This is a genomic window from Bacillus sanguinis (genome assembly GCF_018332475.1).
GTDB classification, from domain to species: Bacteria; Bacillota; Bacilli; order Bacillales; family Bacillaceae_G; genus Bacillus_A; species Bacillus_A sanguinis.
In genome coordinates this window covers 1-5,514 of sequence record NZ_BOQB01000264.1, presented here as the reverse complement: position 1 = coordinate 5,514, position 5,514 = coordinate 1, and the positions used below count along the sequence as shown (strand labels likewise).

Below are 5,514 nucleotides of genomic sequence, written 5' to 3'. Positions count from 1 at the left end.
TGAAAATTATTTTGAAGAAGAGTATTTATCAAGTTTTTTAGAAACTATGGAAGAACTATATACTATCCCTATTGAAACGCCTATTACAATTTGGAAAGCCGATAACGCACATGAACATGTGGGCCTATGTTTTGTAATGGCGCAATTAAAAGATAAGAAAAACATTCGCGTTATGAATACATCTGAAGCAAGTAAAGAAATATTAAAACAAGAATATGATATTCGTGGAACTGGAGAGTTAGCACCTGAAAGTTTAGCTCTATTGCAAAAAGGTTTGGCAGAATTTCCGTACTTAACTGAAGAGAACCGAACGCAGTATGAATATGAGTGGGATAGTCTATCGAAAAGTACGGAATTTTTAAGAGTTTGGACGGACGATGAAGTGCGTTCTGTACAAGAAGATTATTTTGATCAATTTATTATTGAATGCGCGAAAAGTATAGGTGCGGATCGAGAGTTCCTAAAAACTCCTAGAGTAATTGGTGAAGCACTTGGTCATGTAGAGCAGCTAGTTGGCGATACGTTTTTAGAATATCGCTTAAAGGAATTAATTAAACAAGAAGTATTTGAATTTGAAGGTTCGTTAGATGAAATGCGTTTTTATAGTGTGAAATTAAGAAAATAATACATCTATTCCGATTATGAAGAAGCTCGTATTTTTAAAATACGAGCTTTATTTTTCTGTTGAATTTAGGCTATACATAAGCTTCCTATAGAGTGCTTATCACATATGAATGTTAAAGGTACTGAATGAAAAGTAGGTGATTTGTTAATATGTATAACCAGCAAAATTATCCATATAATCAAGAGATGTATTATAACCCACAAAACTACGGGTATGAATCTGTAAATGAATTGAGAGATATGGAACAAGAGGATTATAGACCAGATGATGCGGAAGATGCGCCAACGTCACCACCACCGTCTCAAGCGCCGTCGTTACCGTCTACATTTGCGTCTCCAGCACAACCAGGTAATATGAAATCATGGATGTGTAACTGTCTAGGAAGATGGGGCTTTTTACGTTTACATCGTCCAGGACCTTTCGGAAGAGACTTATGGTTCTTCCCGACTGAAGTGAGAAGGAACGGAGTATCAGGTTACACTTGGCAAGGTGGTCGTCGTCGTAAAGTAAGCTACCGCTATCAACAAATTAGTAATTTCATGTGTTTCGCATAAAGAAAAGTGAGAGAGTAGAAAGATTTTACTCCCTCACTTTTTTATTTTTCAATATATGAAGTAAGATTTTGATTAAAAATTTACAATTTTCACGTTTTTATTAGCGTATAATGCATATGTTGGTTCATTTTCAAAAACAAATGAGAGTGAGGGAATACAATGTCAATGAAAAATAAAGTTGGCCGAAGAATAGAAGATGGCATTAATTTAGCTTCAGCGCAATTTAAAGAAGATGCATATGAGATTTATAAAGAATCAAGAAAAATGCAACCCATTTTATTTGTGAATAAAACTGAATTAGGTGCAGAGTGGCTTATTACAAGATATGAAGATGCGCTACCACTTTTAAAAGATAATCGCTTAAAAAAAGATCCGGCCAATGTGTTTTCTCAAGATACATTGAATGTGTTTCTTACTGTTGACAATAGTGATTATTTAACGACGCACATGTTAAATTCAGATCCACCTAATCACAATCGTTTACGATCACTTGTGCAAAAAGCTTTTACACCGAAGATGATCACGCAATTGGAAGGGAGAATACAGGTTATTGCAGATGATTTGTTAAATGAAGTCGAGCGCAAAGGTTCATTAAATCTTGTTGATGATTACTCGTTCCCTTTACCGATTATTGTAATAAGTGAAATGCTCGGCATTCCGAAAGAAGATCAAGCGAAATTTAGAATTTGGTCTCATGCTGTCATTGCTTACCCAGAAACACCAGAAGAAATAAAAGAAACTGAAAAGCAACTATCTGAGTTTATTACATATCTTCAATATTTAGTTGATGTTAAAAGACAAGAACCAAAAGAGGACTTGGTGAGTGCTTTAATACTTGCAGAAAGTGAAGGGCATAAACTTAGCGCTCGGGAACTATATTCAATGATAATGTTACTAATTGTGGCGGGACACGAAACAACGGTAAATTTAATTACAAATACGGTATTAGCACTTCTTGAAAATCCGGACCAATTACAGTTATTAAAAGAAAATCCAAAATTAATTGATGCAGCTATTGAGGAAGGATTACGATATTATTCTCCAGTTGAGGTTACAACTTCAAGATGGGCGGCTGAACCTTTTCAAATCCATGACCAAACAATCCAAAAAGGAGATATGGTTGTCATTGCATTAGCTTCCGCCAACCGTGATGAAGCAGTATTCGAAAACCCGGAAGTATTCGATATTACACGGGAGAATAATCGTCACATTGCCTTTGGTCATGGTAGTCATTTCTGCCTTGGAGCTCCGCTTGCTAAGTTAGAAGCAAAGATTGCTATTACTACTTTGTTTAAGCGAATGCCTGATTTGCAAATAAAAGGAAATCGTGAAGATATTAAATGGCAAGGTAATTATTTAATGCGTTCTTTAGAGGAATTACCATTAACATTCTAGAATATTTATTTTAAGACATGCATACATCGAAAATGCTTTACATAGAGTATGTATGTGTTATTTAAATTCGAAAAGGAAGGGTGAACACATCCCAATGATCAACTAATTCTATTTGTAAGAGATCTTCGTTAAAAAACGAAATATTCTTCTGAATAGGGTTAGTCTGTGCATTTATAGAAAAGGGATGTATTTCGCTCTGCGAATATATAGTCTTTTTATATGATTTGTGCTGCCTCCTGTTCAGAACATGAAATAGGGGGCTTTTTTATGTCGACAAATGTAGTAACGAAACAAAACAATGGGGTATCACAAGTATTAAAAAATCGGTTTGTGCAAGGAATTCTTGCATCAGCATTATTTTTACAAATTGGAATATGGGTTCGGAACTTTGCGGTATTACTATATGTAATGGAAATGACAAAAGGTGATGCTTTTGCTATTTCAATGATTTCGGTTGCTGAGTTTGCTCCAATTTTCATCTTTTCCTTTATAGGTGGAACCTTTGCTGATAGGTGGAAGCCAAAGAAGACGATGATATGGTGTGAAACGTTAAGTTCCATTTCAGTATTCGCTGTATTAATTACACTTATGTTTGGAACATGGAAAATCGTGTTTTTTGTCACGCTTATTTCTGCAATCCTTTCGCAGTTTTCTCAACCATCAGGTATGAAATTGTTTAAACAGCATTTATCGGCGGAACAGATCCAATTAGCGATGTCTATATATCAAACAATATTTGCGATTTTTATGATATTAGGGCCGATTCTTGGAACATTTATTTTTCATAGTTTTGGAATTTATATTTCAATTATCATAACAGGAATCGCTTTTTTACTAGCAGCAGCTGTGTTATTATTTCTTCCGAAAGATCTTGAGAATGATATTGAGAAGAAAGAAATCACGCTATTGCAGGAGATGCTGGATGGTATTAAATATGTGAAAAAGAAAAAAGCATTAACTTTGTTAGGGCTTTGTTTTATGGCAGCAGGACTAGGTATAGGATTAATTCAGCCATTAGGTATATTTATTGTGACTGAGCAGTTAGGGTTATCAAAAGAGAGTTTGCAATGGTTACTAACAGTAAATGGCGCGGGTATGATTGTTGGTGGCGCTTTAGCGATGGTATTTGCGAAAAATGTTGCTCCGCAAAAGATGTTAATTGTAGGGATGCTCGGTCAGGCGATCGGCATTGGTATTATAGGTTATTCGACGAATTTATGGGTGACACTTATAGCACAACTTTTTAGTGGGTTAGCTCTTCCATGTATCCAAATAGGTATTAATACGCTCATTATTCAAAACAGCGATACAGATTTTATTGGTCGTGTAAATGGCATTTTAAGTCCACTATTCACCGGTTCAATGGTAGTAACAATGAGTATTGCTGGTTCATTAAAAGAGGTGTTCTCATTAAGTACAATGTATGAGGGCACAGCTTTACTATTTATAATTGGATTATTATTTATTTTACCTATATACAATTTAAAGCCAGTAATAGCGGTAGAAAGTGAAATAAATGGTAAAGGAAGTGCTGTACAACATGAATCCTAATCCAAATGTAAAATACCCAATTGAAGGAAATCAAAACGTTCATTTTATAAAAAATACAATAACGAAAGCTAATATACTTGTTGGTGACTATTCTTATTATGATGCGAAAGATGGAGAAACATTTGAAGATCGAGTATTACATCATTATGAATTTCTTGGAGATCATCTTACTATTGGAAAGTTTTGTTGTATTGCAAATGGAGTTACCTTTATTATGAACGGAGCTAATCATCGGATGGATGGATTTTCGGCATATCCATTTAATATATTTGGAAATGGGTGGGAGAAGTATACACCTAATTTGTCTGATTTACCCTACAAAGGTGATACAGTTATAGGAAATGACGTATGGATTGGTATGGATACAACGATTATGCCTGGAATAAAAATAGGAGATGGTGCAATCATTGCAGCAAAATCTGTTGTGACTAGAGACGTCGCACCATATACAATTGTTGGTGGAAACCCTGCAAATAAAATAAAGGAACGATTTACAAATACAATAGTAGAAGAATTATTGCAAATTCAATGGTGGCATTTTGACATTGAAAAAATAACAGAAAATATAGATGCTATTGTACAAGGGGACATTGAACCATTAAGAAAACTAAAAAGGTAATAAAAAATGCATGACAAAGAGTATCATACCTCCGAATTTTGTTAATGATATTAGAACAAGGAGGTGTGATACTATGGCACAAGACGTTTTATGTGAAGTAAACAACTGTAAATTTTGGGCTAATGGCAATAAATGTAGTGCAGATGCAATTTATGTAGTAAGTCATAAAGGGAAACATGCATCAACTACGGAAGAAACAGATTGCAAAACTTTCGATCCAGAAGTATAAATTTTTGAAGGGTAGCCAAATCGTGGTTGCCCTTTTATTAATTATAGTATTGATAATAAATCTCATTTTCATTCATTATTTTTAACTTTTCTTGTTAATTTTTATATTTTCTTCATAAGTGATGTAATCCAGAGCAATTCGTGTTCAATACGTGATTTACTAAATTCAATTTCAGATATGTTAGTGTATTTTCTCTAACTTGTGATAATTCATTCAAATAATAATCTAAAGATTGCTTTTTTATTCCTTCCCTTGCTTTGTCTCCAAGTTCTAAAGAAATTCGCCACTTTAGATATTCACTTTCAGTTAAATCTCTTTTTTCAAACGAGATAACTTGATGAACAAACTCCATCGCTGCAATATGTGATAAGAGAGAACCAATAGTGTTTGAACTACCGTTTGGTAAGAAATCTAAATCACTTTGGTTTAAATTGGAGATTTCGCTCAATGTAACATCTCTTGTATGTTCAAGCATTGTTACAAGCTCTCCAATCTTATTTGAATAGTTTTCTCTTGAAATTATTCTATAATCTATCATATA

The 5,514-nt window shown here is 34.0% G+C and carries 6 protein-coding genes and 2 pseudogenes; 6 read left to right on the top strand and 2 right to left on the bottom strand.

The window, feature by feature from the left end; translation table 11 throughout:
• From KI369_RS23385 to KI369_RS23360, 6 genes are all read left to right on the top strand, one after another.
• The coding region (locus KI369_RS23385; RefSeq protein WP_212957565.1) for a DUF3658 domain-containing protein at nt 1-625 on the top strand (625 nt) is incomplete at its 5' end.
• A gap of 149 nt (nt 626-774) precedes the next feature.
• Nucleotides 775-1,179, top strand: coding sequence for a hypothetical protein (locus KI369_RS23380; RefSeq protein ID WP_212957564.1), 405 nt, complete (start codon nt 775-777; stop codon nt 1,177-1,179).
• 159 nt (nt 1,180-1,338) lie between these two features.
• On the top strand, nt 1,339-2,574 hold the full coding sequence (cypA, locus tag KI369_RS23375) for a cytochrome P450 family protein (RefSeq protein ID WP_212957563.1): 1,236 nt from the start codon (nt 1,339-1,341) through the stop codon (nt 2,572-2,574).
• A 267-nt stretch (nt 2,575-2,841) separates the two neighbouring features.
• A complete protein-coding gene (locus KI369_RS23370; protein ID WP_212957562.1) occupies nt 2,842-4,125 on the top strand; it encodes an MFS transporter in 1,284 nt (427 codons plus the stop codon).
• Entirely contained in the window at nt 4,115-4,744 is a 630-nt protein-coding gene (locus KI369_RS23365) for a Vat family streptogramin A O-acetyltransferase (protein ID WP_048560960.1), read from the top strand. Before KI369_RS23370 ends, KI369_RS23365 begins: the two co-directional genes overlap by 11 nt.
• A 73-nt stretch (nt 4,745-4,817) precedes the next feature.
• On the top strand, nt 4,818-4,973 hold the full coding sequence (locus KI369_RS23360) for a DUF1540 domain-containing protein (protein WP_000046089.1): 156 nt from the start codon (nt 4,818-4,820) through the stop codon (nt 4,971-4,973).
• Nucleotides 4,974-5,074: 101 nt separating this feature from the next.
• Here KI369_RS23360 and KI369_RS23355 read toward each other — a convergent pair.
• Nucleotides 5,075-5,143, bottom strand: a pseudogene (locus KI369_RS23355) (PadR family transcriptional regulator); the annotation flags it as partial.
• A pseudogene (locus KI369_RS29790) lies at nt 5,143-5,511 on the bottom strand (hypothetical protein); the annotation flags it as partial. The pseudogenes KI369_RS23355 and KI369_RS29790, both read right to left, overlap by 1 nt.
• Nucleotides 5,512-5,514: the final 3 nt, after the last annotated feature.